The organism is Brachybacterium sp. JB7 (assembly GCF_003335205.1).
Lineage (GTDB): Bacteria > Actinomycetota > Actinomycetes > Actinomycetales > Dermabacteraceae > Brachybacterium > Brachybacterium alimentarium.
This window is the reverse complement of record NZ_QPGN01000004.1, coordinates 121,704-141,501: the sequence shown is the minus strand read 5'-3', so window position 1 is coordinate 141,501 and position 19,798 is coordinate 121,704. Positions and strand designations below refer to the sequence as shown.

The following is a 19,798-nucleotide window of genomic DNA, read 5'->3' as shown; positions in this document are numbered from 1 at the left end:
GTCCTCACCCATGCCCAGTCGCGGTACGGCGTCGCTGACGCGTCGGCCCGGCCCCATCCATCGACATCTCCCCAACGGCCCCATCCTCGGAGGTATTCAATGATCGATCGTCGAACCCTCATCCGTGCCCTCGGCGCCGGCGCGAGCGTGACCATCGCCGGCGGCTCGATCGTCAGCTGCACGAACCGTCCCGTCGGCGACGAACGCGATCCGAACTCCGTGGTGCTCTGGGGACTCGGTGCAGCGGATGCTGACAAGGAGGCAAAGGTCCTCGAGGCATTCTCCGAGCAGAACCCGGACGTGAAGGTCAAGGTCTCCCAGGTGCCGTCGAACGGTGAGGGCGATGCCTCGAGCGTCATCACCGCGATCCGTGGCAGAACAGGGCCCGACCTGTACTGGATGGACCGCTTCAACGCTCCTCAGTTCGCCTCCCTCGGGCTCCTCGAGCCCATCGACGACCTCATCGAGGAGCACGAGGGCGTCAGCCCCGAGGAGTTCATGTCCGGGTGGATCAATTTCGCCACCGACGAGCTCCGGTACGACGGCCAGTACTACGGGCTGCCGACCTCCACGGACACCCGCGCCATGTACGTGAACATGGATCTGGTCGACGAGGCGGGTCTCGACCCCGCCCTGTTCGACCCGGACAACGGCCCCATGACCTACGACCAGCTGTGGGAGATCAACGACTCCTTCAACGTGCAGGACGAGCGGGGAACGTACGAACGCGTCACGTGGATCCCCTGGGACGATCAGGCGAAGCTGATCATGTGGGCGATGGCCGCCGGCGTCACCTTCTACGACAACCAGAGCGGCCATGTGCTGCTGGACTCCCCAGAGATGCTGGCCGTCGCGGAGATGTATGCCGGCTGGATCGATCGACTGGACTTCCCGCGGATGGACGCGTTCAAGGCGACCTATCAGCCGCCGAATAACCCGCCCGCGCAGACCTCCTTCTTCTCGGACCGCCAGCTGCTCCAGATCACGAATCCCGGCGCCGTGCGGAGCCTCGCGGACTACAAGCCGGATATGAACTACGCGGTGACCCACCTTCCCGTGCCCGCCGACGGCGATGACCCGTTCAGCTGGTCCGGTGGCTTCGCCCTGGCGATGCCCAAAGGCTCGAGCATGTCGAAGCCCGCCTGGGAGCTGCTGAAGTTCTACGCCGGCTACGAGGGTCAGAAGATTCTCATGCCGCCCCTCACCGGCATTCCGACGAACCTCGAGACCATTGCCGATCCCGAGGGATGGGACCCCCGCATCGAGTTCTTCGTGGAGCTCCTGGACGTCACGATGTCGCGACCCCCGCTGCCCGTCGGGACGAAGCTGTGGGACGCGATGGAGACCATGCAGGGCAGTCTGACCCAGGCCTCCGACACTCCGGAGAACCTGGTGAAGGAGGCGCAGCAGTACGTGGACCCGACGATGCAGCAGTTCGTGCCGTTCACGCTCCCGGAAGGCTTCGGCGAGCCGGACCCGAACCTGAAGCTCCCGCAGCGCTGACCTCGCTCCGTCCGACCCGCGCCCTCGCGGCGACCGAATTCAGGTCGCTGCGGGGGCGCGGTACCATGACCATGTGACACGACGGCTTCTGCTTATGCAGCCGCGTCGGACAATGTTCGCGCCCGCCCCGCGCTCCTGACCGCGCAGGTGCGCCTGTGCGGGCCCCGACGCGGCTCCCCTCGCCTGCGCGAGGGTTTTTTCATGTCACGAGACACCTGGCGGCGTTCGCCGCACTGAACTTTCGGAGGACGATTCATCCATGAGCGAGGCCCCGTACCGATACACCGCCGCCGTGGCGGACGAGATCGAACGCCGCTGGCAGCAGCGATGGGACGAGGAGGGCACCTTCTTCGCCGACAACCCGGTGGGTTCGCTGCGTGCCACGACGGACTCCCTCGCACAGGCCGCTACGGCGAGCTCCGAGCCCGCCGAGAAGATGTACATCATGGACATGTTCCCGTACCCCTCCGGGTCCGGGCTGCACGTGGGGCATCCGCTGGGCTACATCGCCACGGACGTCGTCGCCCGTCATCAGCGGATGATGGGCAAGAACGTGCTGTACACGATGGGCTACGACGCCTTCGGCCTGCCGGCGGAGCAGTACGCCGTACAGACCGGCACGCATCCGCGCACCACCACCGAGTCGAACGTCGCGAACATGCGCCGTCAGCTGCACCGCCTGGGCCTGTCCCATGACTCCCGCCGTTCGCTGGCCACCACGGATCCCGAGTTCATGAAGTGGACCCAGTGGATCTTCCTGCGGATCTTCGACTCCTGGTACGACCCCGAAGCGACCAACGCCGACGGCATCACCGGCCGGGCCCGCCCGATCGCCGAGCTGCGCGCGGAGCTGCGCGCGGGCACCGTGGACCCGTTCGCCCTGGCGGACCGCCAGAGCATCACCCTGCCTGAGACGTGGGTCGGCCGCTCCGTCGCCGACGTCACCGCCGCGTCCGACGCGGAGATCTCCCGCCTGGCCGATTCCTTCCGTCTGACCTACATCTCCGAGACCCCGGTGAACTGGTGCCCAGGGCTGGGGACCGTCCTGGCCAACGAGGAGGTCACGACCGAGGGCCGTTCCGAGCGCGGCAACTTCCCGGTGTTCACCCGCCGCCTGCGGCAGTGGAACATGCGGATCACCGCCTACGCCGACCGTCTGATCGACGATCTGGACCGGGTGGACTGGCCCGAGTCGATCCGTTCGATGCAGCGCAACTGGATCGGCCGCAGCGACGGCGCGCAGATCACCTTCCCCGCAGCCGGACTGGCCGGGAACCCCGAGGCGTCCTTCGACGTCTTCACCACGCGTGCGGACACGCTGTTCGGTGCGACGTTCTGCGTCCTGTCCCCCGAGCATTCGCTGCTCGAGGATCCGTCCGCATTGCCCGCGCAATGGCCCGAGAGCACCAAGGACGCCTGGACCGGCGGCGCGGCCACCCCGCGTGCGGCCGTCGAGGCCTACCGTGTGCGAGCCGCCTCGCTCGGTGAAGACGAGCGCACCGCGGAGGACCGTGAGAAGACCGGCGTGTTCACCGGTCTGATCGCCACGAACCCGATGGACGGCCGCGAGGTCCCCGTGTTCACGGCGGACTACGTGCTGACGGGCTATGGCACCGGCGCCATCATGGCCGTGCCGGCCGAGGACGAGCGTGACTTCGCCTTCGCCGACCGGTTCGAGCTGCCGATCATCCGCACCGTGAAGCCGGCCGACGACTTCGAGGGCGGGGCCTGGACCGGCGACGGCGAGAAGATCAACTCGGCCAATGCAGATCTGGACCTGAACGGCCTGGACAAGGACGAGGCGAAGGCCCGCGCGACGCAGTACGCCGAGGACCGGGGCTTCGGGCGTGCTCGCACCACATTCCGCCTGCGGGACTGGCTGTTCTCCCGCCAGCGCTACTGGGGCGAGCCGTTCCCGATCGTCTACGACCCCGCGCACCCCGAGGTGCCGATCCCGCTGCCCGAGTCGATGCTGCCAGTCGACCTGCCCGAGGTCGCGGACTTCTCCCCCAAGACGTTCGATCCGATGGACGCCGACACCGAACCGCAGACTCCGCTGTCGCGGGCGGACGACTGGGTGGAGGTCGAGCTGGATCTGGGTGAGGGCCCCAAGACGTACCTGCGCGAGACCAACACGATGCCCCAGTGGGCAGGCTCCTCCTGGTACCACCTGCGCTACATCGATCCGACCGAGGATGACGTCCTGGTGCGGGCGGAGAACGAGGAGTACTGGCTGGGCGCACGCGAGGACGGCGGCGTCGGCGGCGTGGACCTGTACGTGGGGGGCGTCGAGCACGCCGTCCTGCACCTGCTGTACGCACGCTTCTGGCACAAGGTGCTGTTCGACCGTGGGGACGTCTCCAGCCAGGAGCCCTTCCACCGGCTGTTCAACCAGGGGTACATCCAGGCCTACGCCTACACCGACTCCCGCGGGGTGTACGTCCCGGCTGAGGAGGTCGTGGCGGAGGCCGACGGCACGTACTCCTACCAGGGCGAACCCGTCACCCAGGAGTACGGGAAGATGGGCAAGTCCCTGAAGAACGCCGTGGCGCCGGACGACATGTACGAGGAGTTCGGCGCGGACACCCTGCGCGTCTACGAGATGTCGATGGGCCCGCTGGACGTGTCGCGACCCTGGGAGACCCGCGCGGTCGTCGGCTCCCAGCGCTTCCTCCAGCGGCTGTGGCGCTTGGCGGTCGACGAGGAGACCGGCGACATGGTCGTCTCCGACGCACCGGCCGATCTCGCAACGCAGCAGGCCACGCACCGGGCGATCGATGGCGTGAGCCGCGACATGTCCCAGATGCACTTCAACACGGCCATCGCCAAGCTCATCGAGCTGGTGAACCACCTGACGAAGGTCGGCACGGCACCGCGCGAGGCCGTCGAGCCGTTGGTGCTGATGGTGGCCCCGCTGGCGCCGCACCTGGCCGAGGAGCTGTGGTCGCGCCTGGGCCACGACGACTCGATCAGCCGTGCGCCCTATCCGGTGGCCGATCCTGAGCTGGTCAAGGCCGACATGGTCACCTGCGTCGTCCAGGTCAAGGGCAAGGTGCGCCACCGCATCGAGGTGGACCCGGAGATCTCCGAGGCCGATCTCGAGGCCCGTGTGATGGCGGAGGAGCGCGTCCAGGAGGTGCTCGAGGGTCAGACGATCCGCAAGGTCATCGTGCGCGCCCCGAAGATCGTGAACATCGTGGTCTGAGCGTTCGCGCGAGGCGTCTGCGGCCCCGGGACCTCGAGGTCCCGGGGCCGCTCTGCGTCCGTCGGGCGGGCTGTGCTGCAGGGTCCGCACCTGCCTGCCCCGGGCGACCGTTCCTCCACATCGCGGGCCGGACCGGCTCCGTCCACAGGCGACCGGCCTCCTCGGCATGCGCCCGGCACGTCTGGCTACGTTCTGTGCATGGACACCATCTGGGGATGCGACACCGAGACCATGGACGAGCTCGCCGCGGAGGTCGTCGAGCGCGTCGAGCGGCTGATCGCACTGTTCGACGCTCTGCGAGGTGCGTCAGCGGCGGTCACCTGGACGGGGCCGGACGCTGACGACCACCGGGCACGGACCGCGACCGTGGCCCGCCAGGGCGCCGACCTGTGCGGGATCCTGCGCGAGCACGCGCGCCGGCTGCACGACGAATCCGCTCAGCAGTCCGATGCGTCCCGGGCCGACCCGTTCGCCGATCCCGGCTTCGCGGTGAGGGCGGGCGGGATCGACCCGTTGAGGGCGCCCTTCACGGGGACAGGTTCGGCCACCGCTCCCCGATCCGGGAAGTTCACTCTGTTCCCCGAGGTGGATCCCGGTTTCCGTCATCCGATCGACCACGAGAAGATCGCCGGCGTCTGGCGGAAGCTCAACGAGCCGTGGAGCATTCCGCCGTTCGCCGGTCCGTTCGTACCGCGGCTTCCGCACCACGGCGGCGAACTGCCCCAGAGCGAGGAATACGGCCTCACGCAGGAGTCGCTCGAGCGCGGTGAGCTGGCACGACGTACAGCGCTGCGCGGAAACGTCTACACCGCCGGCGGGCAGGCGGTGCTGGACGCCCACACGATGGCAGGTGAGGCGTTGGATGGGGCCGAGGCAGCCCTGATCGACAGCGGCCATGACGAGTTCACACCAGCCGTCTCTCTGGCGCGGGTGCCGCTGGACGCCTCCTCGCTCCTGATCGGGGAGAACTCGACGGCGGCAGGCATCGTGCACGGCGTCGACCACCTCTTCGCCAACTACTCCCAAGCGGGTGGTGACGTGATCGATGCCCTGGGCGAGGGTGATCTCGCCGGGGCGGCCAGGGCGATGGAACGGGGCGGGTATCGGCACCTGGAGGCGCTCGGCGAGATGGCCACCTCCGGTCCGATCTCGGAGGTTCCCGGAGTCAGCGCGGACATGGCTGGACACGCGGCCGATGCCGTCGAGCCTGTCAGCCCGGAGGCCGCTGACTCGCTGCGGGACCTCGAGCACGCCCACCGCGAGATCGCCGACCGTGTCGAAGGCGTCCGGGAGAGCGTGCTGGATTCGGAGACCTGGTACGACATGCGACGCCGCGAGGCGCCGCTCCCCTGGGATGCCCGGTGATGAGACCGGATCCGAACGGGAAGCAGCGCCTCGCGAGGAGACCCGGCCCTGCGAGGCGATCAGGTGATCGGCTGCAGTGGGCCAGGACGGCTCAGGCCGCCTCGGGACCGTGCGCAGAGACTCACGCCTCCGCGGTCGGCTCCTCCTGCTCCTCGCCCGTCGACGAGCCGGACTGCTCCGGCGTCGTTCCGTCCTCCGGAAGGACCACCAGAGACAGGCCGTGGCCGTCCTCCTGGACACCCACGGCGACGCTCTCGCCGTCATGGACCTCGCCCTTCAGGATCAACCGGGCCAGTCCGTCACCGATCTCCTTCTGGACCAGGCGCTTCAGCGGACGCGCTCCGTACATCGGGTCGAAGCCCTCGGCGGCGAGCCATCGGGTCGCCGCCTCGTCGACCTCGAGCCGGATGCGCCGATCCTCGAGACGCGAGGCGACCTCCGCGATCTGCAGGGTCACGATCCGCGAGAGCTGCTCGCGCGAGAGCGCATCGAACATCACCACGTCATCGAGCCGGTTGAGGAACTCGGGCTTGAAGGAGGCGCGCACCACCTGCATGACCCGCTCGTGCTTCTCCTTCTCCTCGAGCGACTGGTCCTGCAGGACATGCGCCCCGAGGTTCGAGGTGAGGATGAGGATCGAGGAGCGGAAGTCCACGGTGCGGCCCTGGCCGTCGGTCAGGCGACCGTCGTCGAGCACCTGGAGGAGGACGTCGAACACATCGGGATGGGCCTTCTCGATCTCGTCGAGCAGCACCACCGAGTAGGGCCTGCGGCGCACGGCCTCGGTCAGCTGACCGCCCTCGTCGTAGCCGACGTAGCCCGGAGGGGCACCGACCAGACGGGAGACCGTGTGCTTCTCCCCGTACTCCGACATGTCGATGCGCACCATGGCGCGCTCGTCGTCGAAGAGGAAGTCCGCGAGCGCCTTGGCCAGTTCCGTCTTGCCCACGCCCGTCGGCCCCAGGAACAGGAACGAACCGGTGGGACGATTCGGATCGGCGATCCCGGCGCGTGACCGCCGCACGGCATCGGAGACCTCGGCGACGGCTCGGCGCTGGCCGATCAGGCGCTCGCCGAGGAGGTCTTCCATGTCCAGCAGCTTCTGGCTCTCGGCCTGCAGCAGCCGACCTGCAGGGATGCCGGTCCAGCTGCCCACCACATCGGCGATGTCGTCCGGTCCCACATGGTCAGAGACCAGCGGACGGTCTCCCTCGAGGCTCCCGGCGGCCTCCTTCTCCTCCGCATCCACCAGCTGCATCTTGAGCTCGGGGATGTCCCCGTAGAGGATCTTGGAGGCTGCCGTCAGGTCGCCCTCTCGCTGGGCACGGTCGGCCCGCATGCGCAGCTTCTCCAGCTGGGCCTTGAGGTCGCCGACCAGGTTGAGTCCGGCCTTCTCCCGCTCCCATCGAGCCGAGAGGGTCGTCATCTGCTCGCTGCGATCGGCGAGCTGGGAGCGCACCGACTCCAGCTGCGCGATGCTGCCGGGATCGTCGCTGCCGTCGAGCGCGAGCTCCTCCATCTTGAGCCGGTCCACCTGCCTGCGCAGGATGTCCAGCTGCTCCGGCGACGAATCCAGCTCCATGCGCTGCCGCGACGCCGCCTCATCGACGAGGTCGATCGCCTTGTCCGGCAGCTGACGCCCGGAGATGTAGCGGCTCGAGAGCGTCGCTGCGGCGACCAGTGCGGCATCGGTGATCGAGACCTTGTGGTGCGCCTCGTACTTGTCCTTGAGCCCGCGCAGGATCGTGATGGTGTCCTCGACGCTGGGCTCGCCGACGAACACCTGCTGGAAGCGCCGTTCGAGCGCAGGATCCTTCTCGATGTTCTCGCGGTACTCGTCCAGGGTGGTCGCACCGACCATGCGCAGCTCGCCACGGGCCAGCATGGGCTTGAGCATGTTGCCGGCGTCCATCGAGCCGTCGCCGCTGCCTCCTGCGCCGACCACGGTGTGCAGCTCATCGATGAACGTGATGATCTGGCCGTTGCTGGTGCGGATCTCGTCGAGCACCGCCTTCATGCGCTCCTCGAACTCACCGCGGTACTTCGAGCCCGCGACCATCGAAGAGAGGTCCAGCGAGATCAGGCGCTTGCCGCGCAGCGAGTCGGGCACGTCGCCGGCGACGATGCGCTGGGCCAGCCCTTCCACGACGGAGGTCTTGCCGACGCCGGGCTCGCCGATCAGCACCGGGTTGTTCTTGGTGCGGCGCGAGAGCACCTGCACCACACGGCGGATCTCGCCGTCGCGTCCGATCACCGGGTCCAGTCGGCCCTCCCGAGCCTGTTCGGTGAGGTCGACACCGAACTTCTCGAGGCTCTGGAAGGATCCTTCGGGGTTCTGGGAGTCCATCTGGGTCATCCGTTCATCTCCTGGGGTCAGTCGGGTCACGGCATCGCGAAGGGAGGTCGGCGTCGCGCCGACGGCGGAGAGCAGCCGGGACGCCGCGTCCTTGCCGAGCGCGATGCCGATCATCAGGTGCTCGGTGGACAGATAGGTCCGGTGCTGGGAATCGGCCTCGCGGCGCGCCGCCTCGAGGGCGTCGAAGCCGGTGCCGACGAAGGTGGGCTGGGCGCCCGCACTGCCGGTGACCTGGGGCAGACCGAGCACAGCCTGCTCGGCGCGTCGCGCGACGTCCTGCGGATCGGCGCCCACCTCGGTGAGCACGGCGCGCCCGATGCCGTCAGTCTGAGCGGCCAGCACCCAGAGCAGGTGCATCGAGCTGATCTGCGGATTGCCGAGCTCGACGGCCTTCTCCGCGGCAGCGGTGACCGCTTCCTGCGAACGAGTGGTGAACTGGAATTCCACGATGCTCCTCTCCCTGGCCTGTCTGGTCTCTCAGGTCTCTACGGTTCTTCGGTTCTTCGGTTCTTCAGCACTACGGGACCACGGTCCGGTGGTGCCGCGAGCCCGGTGGTACCGCGCTCGGCTCACTGCCTGCAACGAACCCTGGGTTGAGTCTATTCCGCTCAACCTTGTCCTCGGTGCCGGTCTGCTCGAGCCAGCGGCGGGCGCTCCGCCGGCGCCTGTCCACAATGCGCTCGGGGCGGTCTCTGCATCAGCGATGATGGATGGTGACAGCTGTAACATCTCCACGGACAGAGACATCGGCGCGTGCGGGGGATGCCGCGATGATGCCTCCGGTCCGCTCCTCTGGCCCTGACCTCTCCCCTGCTGCCGAAAACGAGGCCCTCATGTCCCAGCCCCCTTTCCCGCCGCGGAACGGTCAGCTCATGCCCAACGGGCGCGCACGCCCCGGAGCTCCTGCCGGGGCCCGGTCCGCCTCCCTCGCTCCTCAACCCCGGTATGTCGACTACGGCAATCCACGCGCCTACGACACCTCGGTGCGTCCGGCGACCGGTCTCACCGCCTCGCGCTATGCGCCGGCGCAGCTCCAGCGCCCCGACCACGTCCAGCCGCAGTCGGCATGGTCCACCCAGATGCGTCGGGTGCAGGAGGTCTCCCAGGAAGCGACCAAGCCCCCCACGGTGAGCCTGCTGGTGTGGCTCACGGCGGTCGTGCTGGGGTTCGGACTCGTCGTCGTGCTGGGGCTGACCTTCCTCAGCTTCATCGTCACCTCGAGCGCCAATCCGGCGTGGTGGACGGTCACCGCCTTCCTCGCCCTGATCTCGCTGATCGTGATCGCCCTGGTGATCTTGCTGGCCGACAGATGGGATCCCCAGCCCTTCCCGCTGCTGGGGATCGCGATCCTCTGGGGTGCAGCCGTCGCGGCTTTCGTCAGCTACCTGCTGAACACGGGGGTCTCTCTGCTGACGTACTCCCTGACCGGCAGCAACGGGCTCGTCGAGTTCATCGGCCCGGTGATCTCCGCTCCGCTGGTGGAGGAGACGTCCAAGGGGCTCGGGCTGCTGCTGCTCATGCTGCTCGCGCGGCGGTACTTCAACGGGCCGCTGGACGGCCTGATCTACGGTGCGCTGATCGGCGGCGGCTTCGCCTTCACCGAGAACATCCTCTACTACGCCCGCGGCCTCGAGGACGGTGGCGGAGTCGGCGTGGTGGTCCTGTTCGTCATGCGCGGCGTGCTCAACATCTTCGGCCATGCGATCTACACCTCGGCGACCGGCATCCTCGTCGGTTTCGTGGTGCGCAAATGGGGCACCGGCATGGGGTTCCTCGTATTCATCCCCGCCCTGATCCCCGGCATGCTCCTGCACGGCCTGTGGAATCTCTTCGCCACGCTCGGCGGCGGACTGCCGTTCATGCTCGTCCTGTTCGGCGGCGAGGCGCTGCTGTCCCTGGTGTGGCTCATCCTCATCATGGTGCTGATCTGGGATGAGTCGCGGCTGACCCGGGTGCGGCTGGGCGACTACGCGAACCTGGGCTGGCTCACGCACGAGGAGGTCGACATGCTCGCCACGTGGAAGGGCCGCCGCGAGGGCAAGCGGTGGGCCGCACAGATCGGCGCGAAGCCGGTCATGAAGCGATTCATCCGCGAGAGCGCGGATCTCGCCTCGATCCGGCAGCGGCTGCTCGCTGACGGTGCCCACCCCAAGGTGGTGGGCATCGAGGCGAACCTGCTCGCACGGCTCACCCAGAACCGCCGTGAGCTCCTGTCCCATGCCGGCTGACACCGCGACCCGGCACGGCGAGGCTGAGCCCGCTCCGATCCTCCGCACGGGCCCGGACACGGAGATGGATCCAGCTCCGTGCCCACACGCCTGACGCTCTGGCCACGCAGACGACACCTAGACCGCTGGTTCCGGGCCCCGGGCCCCGGGGCCCGGGCCCCGGCGACAGACGGGTTCAGCGGCGGTCGCTGTCCTCGCGCCCCCGCAGACGGTCCAGCGCGCGGCGCTCACGCTTGGTGGGCCGCCCCGCTCCACGGTCACGGCGGGGCGGCGCCGCGGCCAGCTGCGGCGCGGGTTCGGGGCTGTGGTCCTCGTAGGCCTCCCGGGCGATCGGGGCGCCGACGCGCTTCGTGAGGATCTTCGTGATCACCACGATCCGCTCCTTGCCCGGTGAGCGCAGCCTCAGCTCATCACCCACCACGACGCGCTGAGCAGCCTTGGTCGGCTCCCCGTTGCGGCGCACATGCCCGCCCCGGCAGGCCGTCGTCGCCGCCGATCGAGTGGGCATCAGCCGGGCGCTCCACAGCCAGACGTCCAGGCGCACGGAGGTGGGTCCGCTCGCTTCGGGCTGGGAGTTCGCCGCACCGCCTTGAGCAGTCATGCGGCAGACGGCTCCCGCACCAGTGGCCAGGGGTCCAGCTCCTCCAGCTGCGCCGCCAGCGCCAGCAGGAGGGCTTCCTCGCCGGGCCGGGTCCCTCCGAGCTGGATGCCGAAGGGCAGCTCGGTCCCGTCGATCTCCTCGCGGTGCAGCGGCACCGACATCGCTGCATTGCCGATCATGTTCCAGCTGCTGGTCCACGGGGTGAACGCGCACTGGGCGTCGAAATCGTCGGCACCGCCGGGCAGCTGGAGCTCACCGGGGAAGGCGGGCGGCCCGGACAGCGTCGGGGTGAGCACCACGTCGTACGCGGAGAACGCCTCGCCGGTGCGCCGAGCGATCGCCTGCACCCCGGACAGCGCCTGGGCGAGGTCGACCCCGCTGTACCCCTGACCCTGCTCGCGCAGCCAGCGGGTGAGCTCGAGGAGTTCGCCCTCCTGCTGCGCCTCGAGCGGGATCGAGGCGGCTCCCACGCTCCACAGCGGCATGAACGCCGCCCATTCCTGGGGGGTGAACGGTGCGGGGATCGGGGTCGTCACATGGCCGAGCCCGTGCAGCAGCTCGATCGCACGCTCGACGCCGCGCAGTGCCGCCGGATGCACGTCGGTCACCGCGGCGAGCGGTTCGAGGAGCACCCCGATCCTCAGCGGGCCCGGCGCCCGGCCGACGCTGTCGAGATAGCTCATCGGGGGGCGGGGTCGGGGCATGAAGTCCCCGTCGCGCGGCCCGGCGATCAGGTCGAGGCCGACGGCCGCGTCGCGGACACTGCGGGAGAGGACTCCATCGGTGGCCAGCCCCATGCCCTCGGTCGAGTAGGGGCCCGGCGAGACCACTCCGCGCGAGGGCTTGATCCCGACGATGCCGCAGCACGCGGCAGGGATCCGCACCGACCCTCCGCCGTCGGAGCCATGGGCGATCGGGACCACTCCGCTCGCGACCGCCGCGGCCGCACCGCCGCTGGACCCGCCGGCGGTGCGGCGCAGGTCCCAGGGCGTCCGGGCCGGCGCCCCGGTCGCGGGCTCGGTGTAGCAGGGCATCCCGAACTCCGGGGTGCTGGTCTTCCCGATCGTGAGGGTGCCGGCGTCGAGGAGGCGCTGCGCGACGCCGTCGGTCACGGTCGCGATGTTCCCTCGCAGCGCCATGCTCCCGGCCTCGAAGGGCTGCCCGGCGACCTGGGTGAGGTCCTTGATCGGCATCGGCACTCCCCACAGAGGGGACCGCTGCCCGAGCTCGTCGAGGGTTCCGTCGCGCCGGGCGTCCTCGATCCCCTCTGCTGCGATGCGCGCCTGCTCACGAGTGAGCTCCTCCAGCACGTGCGCGAAGGCGCCCACCTCGGCACCGACGCCCCGGGCCGCGTCCAGGGAGTCAGCGGCGAGTTCGCGAACGTCGATCTCACCGCGACGCAGGGCCGCCGAGGTCTCCAGGGCGCCGAGGGGAGCGTTCGTCACCGTGCGTCCTCGGCGTCGTGCGCTGCGGTGCGCTCATCGGTGTCGCCTGCGAGGAGCGCAGCCCGTATGTGCTCGATGATCCCGTCGGTCGCCTCGTCGATCTGGGACCACGCGAGCTCGAAGTCGCTCTCGTCGCCCCACCAGGGGTCACGGATCCCGGTGTCCTCGACCGGTTCGGGGGCGAAGTCGCGCACCATGAACAGCCGCTCCGAGAGGTCCTCTCCCGCGATCCGGCGCACGGGGGCGACGTGGTCGTGGTCCAGGGCGAGCACGAGGTCGGCCTCGAGGATCTCCTCGCGGTCCATCTGGCGGGCGCGGTGCGCGGACGGGTCGATGCCGTGGCTGCGCAGCAGCGCTCCGGCGCGGCGGTCGATGGTGTTGCCGGCCTCCTCGTCGGAGACGCCCACGGACGACACCTCCACGCGGTCCCCGAGGTGCGCGTCGTCGAGGGCAGCGCGCAGGGCGTACTCGGCCATCGGGGATCGGCAGATGTTGCCGGTGCAGACAGTCACGATGCGGTAGGTCAAGGCTTCTCGTCCTCCTCGGAGGTGTCGGGGCGCCCCAGCAACGGGGCGAACTCTGGATGCCGTTCGATCCAGCCACGGACGAACCAGCAGGTGGGTCGTACGGACAAGTCTCTGGCGCGAATGTCCTCGAGGGCGAAGCGGACCAGTGCCGAGCCCACGCCGCGGCCGCCGCGATCCGGGGCGACCACGGTAGAGCGGAGATCGCGGACTGCGGGCCGCTCCGGTGGACCGGGGGTGTCGTCGCCGTAGTAGAGGACACCGACCACCGTCTCGCCGTCCAGGGCCACATAGCGGTCTCGGTCATCGTCGTGGACCAGGCGTACCGCGCCCGGCCCGGCGGAGGTCTCATCCATGCCGGTCACGGTACACTGCCGGTCATGCCCGCGCCCCTGATCTGGCACATCACCGAACTGCCCGCCTGGGAGGCGGCCGTCCGGACGGGTTCCTACACCCAGGCCACCCGCGGCCGGGACCTCTCCGAGATCGGCTACCTCCACGCTTCCTGGCCCGAGCAGGTCTCGATGGTCGCCAAACGTGTCTACCCCGATCGTCCGTCGAACCTCGTGATCCTCGAGATCGACGTCGCGCGCGTCGAGGCGGCCGGCATCGCGGTCGACATCGAGGCCGACGACGAGGGCAAGGGCCGCGGCTACCCGCACATCAAGGGCCCGCTGCCGGTCAGCTGCGTGCTGCGCCTGCGCCGCACGAAGTGGATCGGCCGCGAGTTCGTCGTCGTCGCCTGAACCGCACCCGCACCCGCACCCGCACCCGCACCCGCACCCGCACCCGACGAGCATCGTGGAGTTCCCGGAGCCGTCGACGTAGCATCGAGCATGGCCAGATCCTCCGCCTCCGCGCGATACCTCGACATCCATCCGGTCGATCCGCAGCAGCGTCTCGTCGACCAGGCCGTCGCCGTGCTCAAGGACGGCGGCCTCATCGCCTACCCCACCGACTCCTGCTACGCCCTGGGCTGCTCCCTGGGAGCGACGGAGAGCCTCGAGCGGATCCGGCGCATCCGCCAGGTGGGCAAGAACCACCACTTCACGCTGGTCTGCGCCGACTTCGCCCAGCTAAGCCAGTTCGTGATCGTCTCGAATCCGACCTTCCGCCTGGTGAAGAACTCGACCCCCGGCCCGTACACCTTCATCCTGCCGGCCACCAAGGAGGTGCCCCGGCGGATGGCGCACCCCAAGAAGCACACCGTCGGCGTGCGCATCCCCGACCATCGCGTCGCCCATGCACTGGTCGAGGCGCTCGGCGAGCCGATCGTCTCCTCGACACTGCTGCTGCCGGGCCAGGAGGACCCGCCCTTGGAGGGCTGGGTGGTCCAGGACCTGCTCGGCGACCAGGTCGACGTGATCATCGATTCCGGCGAGGTGGGCCTCGAGCCGACCACGGTCGTGGACCTCTCCGAGGGGGACCTCGTCATCGCCCGCGAGGGCGCCGGCGACATCACGCGCTTCTGACGGGCGCACGACCGGCCGGTGACCGCTCCGCTCCGGGCGCCTGCGGCTCGACGTCATGGGCTCGACGTAGTGAGCGCCACGTGGTGGGCGCCTGGCTCGACGCAGTTCAGGCGTTCGTGTCGTCGGGGCGCGCGGGGTCGGCGGGTCCGGCAGAGCCGACGGGGTCCGCGTCGTCGGCCCGTCGCGAGTGCGCGCTCAGCACACCGGAGAACGCGAAGATGCCCACCGCGTACAGGGGCACCATCCACAGCGCATACCGCAGCGTGAGGGCGTCGGACAGCGCCCCGACCACCGGCGGGGTCACGAAGAAGCCCAGACGCGCGAACCAGCCCACCACGGTGATCCCCACGCCGTGGGGCACGCCCGGCATGTCGTCCGCGGCGCGATAGGCCGCGGGGAACAGCGTCGCCACGCCCCAGCCCGCGGCCGCGAAGCCGATCAGCGCCGTGCCGGGGCTGGGCAGCAGCAGGGCCAGGCTCATCCCGAGGACGGCGACCAGCGCGCCCAGCCGCGCGGTCCTGCGATCCCCCAGGCGATCCACGACATAGTCCCCGGTGAAGCGCCCGAAGGTCTGTGCGCCCTGCAGGGCCACGAAGGCCATGCCCGCGAGGAAGGGCGTGGCGTCGAAGGTCGACCTCATGAACAGAGCACCCCAGGTGCTGCCGGCATCCTCTGTGGAGCCGGCGAACACGAGGATCATGCCCAGCGCGCTGACCAGGCCCAGCGCACGCAGGCTCATCCCGGCGATGCGGAACCCGGTCGGTGCCAGCTCCGCGAGGACCTCAGCACCGGAGGCGGCCGACGGGGAGGCTGTGGATGTGCGCTCGGTGGCATCGTGTCCCGGCAGCATCCTGCCCAGGCAGTAGGCAGCCAGGGCACCGAAGCCGATCAGGCCGACGATGCCCTGCAGCCACAGCGGCACGCCGAGCTGAGCGCAGGCCGAGCCCAGCAGCCCGCCCGCGACCGCTCCGAGGGACCACCACCCGTGGTAGCTGTTCATGATCGAGCGCCGGTAGCGCCGTTCGACCCGCATGCCGTGGGCGTTCATCGAGATGTCGGTGAGGGAATCCGCGGCCATGGCCAGCATCAGGGAGACGGCGAGCCAGAGCCAGGACCCGGAGAGGTAGACGGCGAGGTGCGTGGTCGACGCAGCGATCTGCGCGACCACACTGACGCGCGCGGAGCCGAAGCGGCGCATGAGGATCGCCGCGCCGAGCCCTGCCACCAGGCCGCCGATGGGCCCGATGCCGACGGCGAGGCCGAAGGCCGTGTTGCTCAGGCCGATGCTCTCCACGAGTTCCGGATAGCGCGGCAGGATCGCGCAGAACGAGGAGCCGTTGAGGAAGAACAGCAGGGAGACCGCCCACCGGGCATGCCGGGCATCGCGGGGCACTGCGGCGGGCACGGCGGACCCGCGCGAGTGGTGAACGTTCACGATCACCTATTGTCCCTCAGCCCGACCGTGAAACCAACCGCTGCACGGCCCTCCTCGATCCTCCCTCGACACGTCGGCGCCGGGACTCCCTCGCACCTGCGCCCGTCGTACTCTGGCGCCATGTCGACACACATCGGTGCCTCACCCGGCCAGATCGCTCCCTACGTCCTCATGCCCGGAGACCCCTACCGGGCGCGCTGGATCGCCGAGACCTTCTTCGAGGATCCCGTCCAGTACAACGACGTGCGCGGGATGCTCGGCTACACCGGCACCTACGGCGGCGTGCGCGTCTCCGCCCAGGGCTCCGGGATGGGCCAGCCCTCGATGGCCATCTACGCCCAGGAGCTCTTCGACGACTTCGACGTCCAGGCGATCGTGCGCGTGGGGACCTGCGGCGCACTCTCCGAGAAGGTCGCCGTGCGCGACGTCGTGCTCGGCGTCTCCGCCTCGACCGATTCCGCGATGAACGCCGCCCGGTTCGGGCGCGTCTCCTACGCTCCGGCAGCAGACTTCGAGCTGCTGCGGCTCGCGGCGGACGTGGCGGAGGAGAAGCTGCTGCCCGTCGTGCCGGGCGGGCTCTACTCCGCCGATCAGTTCTACAGCCCCGACCCCACCATCACGGCGACCCTGGCCCGCTACGGGGTGCTCGGCGTCGAGATGGAGGCTGCTGCGCTCTACACCCTGGCCGCCCAGTTCTCGCGCCGTGCGCTCGCCCTGTGCACCGTCTCGGACCATCTGCTCACCGGTGAGGAGACGAGCGCCCAGGAGCGCCAGGAGACCTTCGAGGACATGATCGTGGTGGCTCTGGACGCTCTGGTCCGGCTGGATCAGCAACACAGCGCGTGAGACCTCAGGGCTTCTGAGGCGTCGGCTCTCGGAGCCGGCGCCCGGAGCCTGCGGCTCTCCGGATATGCGGCTCTGCGGACCTGCAGCTCTCCGGACATGCGAGGGCCCAGCCACCAGATGGTGGCCGGGCCCTCGTCGAAGTTCTCGGGTGCTCAGGTCAGCAGGCGCGGCACCAGGTCGAAGGTGCCGAACAGCGCGACCATGCACATCGCCAGACCGACGACGAACGTCACCGTGGTGAACAGGCTCATCGTCCAGAGCCCGGCGGCGAACAGGACGAACAGCACGAGGAACAGCACGATGCTGAGCACAAGGTTGTTGCCGTTTGACGTCTGATTGCCGGGCTGCCGCTCAGCGGCATCGGCGATCTGCTCCGCCTCGTGGGCGTGGGCCGCCTCGTGGTTGGTCATCGTGGTCATTCCTCCATGTCACCCGTCTGCGTCACCCGTCTGCTCCGCGCGACGCAGGGCACGCGCGGTCGGCCCCATCTTAGACCAATGCCGGGCCGGATGCCGTCGCGGCGCGGTGCTCGATCGCCGTGAGCAGGCTCTCGAAGACCTGCGCCCCGTCGGCTCCGTCGATCTCGGGGTGCCACTGCACCGCGAGCACGGTCGATCCGGAGGCCGCCTCGACCGCCAGCGGCAGCCCGCTGTCGTGACGCGCGACGACGCGCAGATCCCCGGCGACGGCCCGCACTCCCTGGTGATGGAAGGCCGTGACCTCGGCGCGGGTGCCGAGCGCGACGGCGAGGTCGCTCGCGGCCTCGATGCCGACCTCGACGCGTGTGGGCCGCTCCCCGGTGGCGGGATGGCTCGGGACGTCGACGGGAAGGTGGCGGTGGAGCTCGCCGCCCTCGGCGATCACGATGATCTGCAGGCCGCGGCAGATGCCGAGGACGGGGACCCCGGTGCGCCGGGCGCCGCGATAGAGCGCGGTCTCGAAGGCGTCGCGCTCGGGGTCCGGGGTCATGTCGGTGACCAGGGCGCTCTCGCCCCAGGTGGCCGGGTCCAGGTCGGTGCCGCCGGTGAGCACGAGCCCGTCGAGCTCGGCGATCTCCTCATCGGTCCATTCATCCTGCGGGGCGATGATCACGGGCCGGGCGCCGGCGTCGCGGATCGCGCGCACGTAGTGCTCGGTGACGACGACGGCGTCGTGGCCCGCCCAGGCGCCGGACATCATGGCCCGGGTCCCCGCGGTCACGCCGATGAGCGGGCGACGGGTGGTGCGCTGCGCCATGATGTAGTCCTTTCCGCAAAGATCCGAGCCGCCGTGTCGACGACATGACTATTCGACCGCGCGCCGAGGGTGGCGAGCGAGCTGTGTGGCCGAATATGACAAAGGCACGGTGACTCCAGGTGGAGTCACCGTGCCGTCATCGTGCAGCCCACTCGGAGAGGGCCTCGCGCCCGTTCCGCCGCGGCCGCTCTCCGCCGCCTGCAGTCCTCGAAGGCGCTACGCCTCAGAGGCGCTTCGAGGCGATCTCGGCACCCTGCACGAGGGACTCGAGCTTCGCCCAGGCGATCTGCGGGTGGATGCGCCCGCCGAGGCCGCAGTCGGTCGAGCCGATCACGCGATCCGGTCCCACGATCCGGGCGAAGCGCTCGAGACGCTGCGCGACCAGCTCCGGGTGCTCGACGACGTTCGTCGCGTGGGAGACGATCCCGGGCACGATGACCTTGTCCTCGGGCAGCTCGAGCTGCTCCCACACCGTCCACTCGTGCTCGTGGCGCACGTTGGCGGCCTCGAAGCTGTAGTACTTCGCGTCGATCTCCAGCAGCAGCGGGGCGATGTGGCGGAACTCGATGTCGGTGGTGTGCGGTCCGTGCCAGGAACCCCAGCACAGATGGAAGCGGGTCTGCTCGGTGGGGACATTCACCAGGGCGCGGTTGACGGCGTCGACCCGCTTGCGGGTGAAGGCGAGGTAGTCCTCGACGCTGGGCTCGGGGTTGATCTGGTCCCAGTTCTCCGCGATCGACGGGTCATCGATCTGCACGATGAGGCCGGCGGCGGCGATCGCCTCGTACTCCGGGCGCATCACCTCGACCCAGGCGTCGAGGAAGGCGTCCTCGTCGCCGTAGTGATCATCGACGATGCGGCTGCCGGATCCCGGGGACAGGGCAGCGAGGTACCCGCGCTCGTACCCGGAGGCGTCCAGGGCCGCACGGAAGTTGGCGATGTCCTGCTGGCCCAGCTCGCGACCGGCCTCGGAGTAGGCGATCTCGCCGGTGGCCGCCGGGAACGTCACCTGGGTGCCGACGGTGATGCCGGAGGTGGGGTCCTGGTAGGCATCGGCGAACGTCGTCCAGTCGCGGCGGTCCGGGAACGTCGTCAGGCGCACGTTCCCGGGGCTCGAGCGCACGGGTTCGCTGGAGAAGTGGTCGTCCCCGGTGAGCTTCAGGCCGCTGACGCGATCGAAGATGTACGACCACCAGGAGCCGTAGTTCACGGCCGAGCCCATCAGGTGCCCGTACTCGCCGTCGTTGGGGATCGAGATGCCGATCGAGCGCTGCTTGGCGACGACGTCGGCGACCGCCTGCCGCAGGACCTCGCGGAACTCGTCGGTGGGCTCGGGGGTCAGCCCGTCCGCGCCGACCGGGCGGGCGGCGTTGGCGTCGATCAGCTCCGGGCTGCGAGGGAGGGAGCCGGCATGGGTGGTGAGGATCTCGGTCATGATCCGAGGCTAGGAGCAATGACGCCCCGGTCGGAAACCGGGGCGTCACAGGAGTTCACAGGACCGCCGTCATGTGACGATCACACTCACGAGCCGTGCCGCTCTCACGCACCGGGTCCTTCCCGGCGCCGGTCGCGGCTGCGGCGA

The 19,798-nt window shown here is 69.6% G+C and carries 16 protein-coding genes; 7 read left to right on the top strand and 9 right to left on the bottom strand.

From position 1 onward, the window contains the following. Positions 1 to 99 precede the first annotated feature (99 nt). The 3 genes from CIK81_RS07165 (at position 100) to CIK81_RS07155 (ending at position 6,073) form a co-directional block, all read left to right on the top strand. Positions 100 to 1,503 (top strand): extracellular solute-binding protein, encoded by a 1,404-nt coding sequence (locus tag CIK81_RS07165; RefSeq protein ID WP_114305347.1) that lies wholly within the window; start codon positions 100 to 102, stop codon positions 1,501 to 1,503. Positions 1,504 to 1,762: 259 nt separating this feature from the next. Next, positions 1,763 to 4,708 (top strand): leucine--tRNA ligase, encoded by a 2,946-nt coding sequence (leuS, locus tag CIK81_RS07160; protein ID WP_114355571.1) that lies wholly within the window; start codon positions 1,763 to 1,765, stop codon positions 4,706 to 4,708. Between the two features lie 198 nt (positions 4,709 to 4,906). Then, positions 4,907 to 6,073: a hypothetical protein gene (locus tag CIK81_RS07155; RefSeq protein WP_114305349.1), complete on the top strand. Its 1,167-nt coding sequence runs from the start codon at positions 4,907 to 4,909 to the stop codon at positions 6,071 to 6,073. A gap of 121 nt (positions 6,074 to 6,194) precedes the next feature. Here the strand turns inward: CIK81_RS07155 and CIK81_RS07150 are convergent, their stop codons facing one another. Next, a complete protein-coding gene (locus tag CIK81_RS07150; RefSeq protein WP_096166321.1) occupies positions 6,195 to 8,876 on the bottom strand; it encodes an ATP-dependent Clp protease ATP-binding subunit in 2,682 nt (893 codons plus the stop codon). 386 nt (positions 8,877 to 9,262) lie between these two features. Here CIK81_RS07150 and CIK81_RS07145 point away from each other — a divergent pair, with 386 nt between their 5' ends. Beyond that, a complete protein-coding gene (locus CIK81_RS07145; protein ID WP_114305351.1) occupies positions 9,263 to 10,657 on the top strand; it encodes a PrsW family intramembrane metalloprotease in 1,395 nt (464 codons plus the stop codon). A 175-nt stretch (positions 10,658 to 10,832) separates the two neighbouring features. Here CIK81_RS07145 and CIK81_RS07140 read toward each other — a convergent pair whose 3' ends face one another. Genes CIK81_RS07140 through CIK81_RS07125 form a run of 4 tightly spaced genes read right to left on the bottom strand, consistent with a single transcriptional unit; the run spans position 10,833 to position 13,583 of the window. Continuing rightward, positions 10,833 to 11,258: an RNA-binding S4 domain-containing protein gene (locus CIK81_RS07140; protein WP_096166319.1), complete on the bottom strand. Its 426-nt coding sequence runs from the start codon at positions 11,256 to 11,258 to the stop codon at positions 10,833 to 10,835. Next, positions 11,255 to 12,703 carry an amidase gene (locus tag CIK81_RS07135; RefSeq protein WP_114355570.1) on the bottom strand — a complete coding sequence of 483 codons (1,449 nt, stop codon included), beginning with the start codon at positions 12,701 to 12,703 and terminating at the stop codon, positions 11,255 to 11,257. The genes CIK81_RS07140 and CIK81_RS07135 overlap by 4 nt, the downstream gene beginning before the upstream one ends. Further along, entirely contained in the window at positions 12,700 to 13,230 is a 531-nt protein-coding gene (locus tag CIK81_RS07130) for a low molecular weight protein-tyrosine-phosphatase (protein WP_114355569.1), read from the bottom strand. Before CIK81_RS07130 ends, CIK81_RS07135 begins: the two co-directional genes overlap by 4 nt. Continuing rightward, on the bottom strand, positions 13,227 to 13,583 hold the full coding sequence (locus CIK81_RS07125) for a GNAT family N-acetyltransferase (protein WP_096166316.1): 357 nt from the start codon (positions 13,581 to 13,583) through the stop codon (positions 13,227 to 13,229). The genes CIK81_RS07130 and CIK81_RS07125 overlap by 4 nt, the downstream gene beginning before the upstream one ends. A gap of 24 nt (positions 13,584 to 13,607) precedes the next feature. Here CIK81_RS07125 and CIK81_RS07120 point away from each other — a divergent pair, with 24 nt between their 5' ends. After that, a complete protein-coding gene (locus tag CIK81_RS07120) occupies positions 13,608 to 13,973 on the top strand; it encodes a DUF952 domain-containing protein (RefSeq protein ID WP_096166315.1) in 366 nt (121 codons plus the stop codon). A gap of 90 nt (positions 13,974 to 14,063) precedes the next feature. After that, positions 14,064 to 14,699: an L-threonylcarbamoyladenylate synthase gene (locus tag CIK81_RS07115; protein ID WP_114305352.1), complete on the top strand. Its 636-nt coding sequence runs from the start codon at positions 14,064 to 14,066 to the stop codon at positions 14,697 to 14,699. A 106-nt stretch (positions 14,700 to 14,805) separates the two neighbouring features. On the opposite strand, the gene CIK81_RS07110 is transcribed toward CIK81_RS07115, so the two are convergent. Further along, positions 14,806 to 16,140 (bottom strand): MFS transporter, encoded by a 1,335-nt coding sequence (locus CIK81_RS07110; RefSeq protein WP_096166313.1) that lies wholly within the window; start codon positions 16,138 to 16,140, stop codon positions 14,806 to 14,808. A gap of 114 nt (positions 16,141 to 16,254) precedes the next feature. On the opposite strand from CIK81_RS07110, the gene deoD reads away from it, so the two are divergent. Next, a complete protein-coding gene (deoD, locus tag CIK81_RS07105; RefSeq protein ID WP_096166312.1) occupies positions 16,255 to 16,980 on the top strand; it encodes a purine-nucleoside phosphorylase in 726 nt (241 codons plus the stop codon). A 152-nt stretch (positions 16,981 to 17,132) separates the two neighbouring features. On the opposite strand, the gene CIK81_RS07100 is transcribed toward deoD, so the two are convergent. The 3 genes from CIK81_RS07100 to CIK81_RS07090 form a co-directional block, all read right to left on the bottom strand. Then, positions 17,133 to 17,399 carry a hypothetical protein gene (locus tag CIK81_RS07100; protein WP_241964058.1) on the bottom strand — a complete coding sequence of 89 codons (267 nt, stop codon included), beginning with the start codon at positions 17,397 to 17,399 and terminating at the stop codon, positions 17,133 to 17,135. Between the two features lie 70 nt (positions 17,400 to 17,469). Next, positions 17,470 to 18,216, bottom strand: a complete 747-nt coding sequence (locus CIK81_RS07095) for a gamma-glutamyl-gamma-aminobutyrate hydrolase family protein (RefSeq protein ID WP_096166311.1) — start codon at positions 18,214 to 18,216, stop codon at positions 17,470 to 17,472. A gap of 223 nt (positions 18,217 to 18,439) precedes the next feature. After that, positions 18,440 to 19,651 (bottom strand): cobalamin-independent methionine synthase II family protein, encoded by a 1,212-nt coding sequence (locus CIK81_RS07090; RefSeq protein ID WP_114355568.1) that lies wholly within the window; start codon positions 19,649 to 19,651, stop codon positions 18,440 to 18,442. Positions 19,652 to 19,798: the final 147 nt, after the last annotated feature.